Source organism: Actinomycetota bacterium, from assembly GCA_036280995.1.
In the GTDB taxonomy this organism is placed as follows: domain Bacteria; phylum Actinomycetota; class CALGFH01; order CALGFH01; family CALGFH01; genus CALGFH01.
On sequence record DASUPQ010000325.1, the window covers coordinates 1 to 2,501 of the forward strand.

Annotated in this window: 3 protein-coding genes; all 3 read right to left on the minus strand. The window is 71.0% G+C overall.

The window, feature by feature from the left end:
* Positions 1–18 precede the first annotated feature (18 nt).
* On the minus strand, positions 19–318 hold the full coding sequence (locus VF468_11085; protein ID HEX5878847.1) for a hypothetical protein: 300 nt from the start codon (positions 316–318) through the stop codon (positions 19–21).
* 210 nt (positions 319–528) lie between these two features.
* Positions 529–1,869 (minus strand): APC family permease, encoded by a 1,341-nt coding sequence (locus VF468_11090; protein ID HEX5878848.1) that lies wholly within the window; start codon positions 1,867–1,869, stop codon positions 529–531.
* A 272-nt stretch (positions 1,870–2,141) separates the two neighbouring features.
* A partial coding sequence (locus tag VF468_11095) for a response regulator transcription factor (GenBank protein HEX5878849.1) occupies positions 2,142–2,501 on the minus strand: 360 nt, incomplete at its 5' end.

The following is a 2,501-nucleotide window of genomic DNA, read 5'->3' on the forward strand; positions in this document are numbered from 1 at the left end:
GGCGTTCCGGTTCAGCTCCTATGCGGTTGTGGTCCGCCTGCCGGGAAGCTGGTTGCGCTGGCTGGCGCCGGCGACCCAATGGCCGATGTCCAACAGGGCGGCGATCCCGACCCAGAACCAATCCCACCCGATCAACCCCCGGCCAGGTGTGTAGAGCAGCACATACATCAGCGTCGCGAAGGGCAGGAAGATGATGCCGAGCAATGGCCACAGGAAGGTGTCGAAGGCGGCGTCGATCCTCGCTGGCCGCGCAATCCACAGGATGAACAGCGCCAGGCGCGGGAACAGGCCTGCGAACATCGCGAAGAGACAACCCATCTCACTCTCCCAGTCCGGTTTCCGTTGATCGTCCGGAATGGCGCATCAAGAGCTGCGCCGTGGGACAAGCCTCACAGCCACAACATGGGCCGGCATCACCCGTGAGAGATGAGAATCCCCGCGAACAAGCACGGCGGAGCACTGAAGTCGCTCGTTGGAAGCGACGGCTCTGAGAACCAGCCAAAGCTCCGAAACCGGCTCTTAGCGCACTCACCGCTCAGTCGCTGAGACCGGCTCGTCGACCAGTGGGTCGAGCAGGATCCAGTGGGTGTCGCGGCGTCGGCGCAGGTAGGCCGCCTCGTAGAGGGCGCCGGCGGCCAGGATGGCGGCGACAATGGCGAGGTCCCTGCCGGTCTGCAGCACGACGGTCACGGCCACGCCGGCCAGCGCCACCAGCGGGGGCAGGGGCCACAGGGGCATGCGGTAGGGCCGGTCCAGACCGGGCTGTCGGAGCCGGCTGGCCAGTGCCGACAGGGCGATCAGGGCGAAGGTGACGACCACGGTGAGGCTGGCGAAGGTGACCGCGGCCGCGTAGTCGGTGACGGCGGTCACTGCCAGCGCAGCCCCCCCGACGCTCAGGCTGGCAACGACCGGCGTCCTCGTCCTTGGGTGGATGCGGCCAAGGGCGCGGCTGAGCGGCGCCGGCCAGGTCCGGTCCCGGCCGGAGCTGTACAGGATCCTGGCGTACTCCAGCAGCACCGCCAGCAGGATGTTGAAGAACGTGGCCACCAACGCCAGGGTGACGATGGTGACCAGCCTGTCGCCGCCCAACGAGCGCACCAGGTACGACATGGGGGCCGGCTCGGTTGTCAGCTGGGCTTGGGAGGGCGCACCCACCAGAGCGGCGGCGAGCGCCAGCAGCTCGGCCACGACCGCGACCCCAAGCGCACCCAGCACCGCGCGGGCGATGCCCCGGCGCGGGCCCCGGGTCTCCTCGGAGAAGATCACCGCGCCGCCATAGCCGGCATAGGCGCCCAGCCCAAGGACGACGCCGGCCAGCAGTGTCCGCAGGCTGGTCGGGACGGCGCTACCGTCGGCGGCATACACGCGCGGATCCAGCAGCGTGCCCGCCAACGACCAGTCGGCGTTGGCGAAACCGAGAACCGAGACGACCAGGATGATGGCCAGCTCCAGGGCGAGGAAGGTGGCGGTGACGGCGGCGTTGAACCGGATCCCGACCACCGCCAGCGCGGTGGCGGCGGCCAGCAGGACCAGCGCGCCCGTCCGGGGGCTGATGGCTGGCCACAGGGCGGCCACGGATTGGCCGGCGGCCAGCGCGAACGCGCTGGGGACGATGACGAAAAGGGCCAGCTGCAGGGTCAACGCCAGGAAGCCGGCCCGGCGGCCGAGGACCCGGGCGACGATCCCGTACACGCCACCGGCGGTGGGGTACAGCACGCCCAACTCGGCCCAGGCCACCGCCAGGCAGCCGCTGATCAGGGCCGCGAGCAGGAAGGCCAGGAAGGCGCCGCTGCCCTGCTGGCGTAACGCCACCGAGCCGATGGCGAACACCGAGGCTGCCGGGCCGATCACGGCCAGGGTGATCGTCATGTTGCCGGCCACCTTCAGCCTGCGGGCAAGCTGCTGCTGGTAGCGGCGGCCGGCTGGCTGTGCGGGCGCGTCCGCGCCCGGTGCCGGACCGCTCACCGCGGCCCCACCCGTCTGACCCAGTTGACCGCCTCACGGCGACCGGTGGCGCCAAGGTAGGGCATCGGCCGTGCCTCGACCTGACACAGCCCTTCCGGGCGCCGATCGTCCGGCCGTCGACACATGACTCGGGGTGCGGTACTCATCGATCCGCTGCAGTCCTCCGGGCGCAATGGCTACGGGCTGGGGGGCGTTGACCCTGGGAGCAGGCCGAGCTCGCGGGCGTGGGCGACCGCGTCGGCCCGGGTGCCCACGCCGAGCTTGCGGTAGACCGCCTGGATGTGGGTCCTGACGGTGTTGACCGAGACATACAGCTGGCGGCCGATCTCCCGGTTCGACAGCCGGGTGGCGAGCAGCCGCAGGACCGCCAGCTCCCGCTCGGTGAGCGGTTCGACCACAGGCCGCCGGCGGGGCGCCGTGACCAGCGCCTGCTCGGTCTGGTTCAGGAGCGCCGGCAGCACGCCCGGGTCGGCGAACCGGTCGATCAGCTCCCGGGCCTCCTCGACCAGCGCCCTGGCCCCCTGGAGGTCGCCGCA

Coding starts and splice junctions, on each gene's coding strand:
- VF468_11085 (HEX5878847.1), bottom strand. CDS start 318: ATGGGTTGTCTCTTCGCGATGTTCGCAGGCCTGTTCCCGCGCCTGGCG.
- VF468_11090 (HEX5878848.1), bottom strand. CDS start 1,869: ATGACGATCACCCTGGCCGTGATCGGCCCGGCAGCCTCGGTGTTCGCC.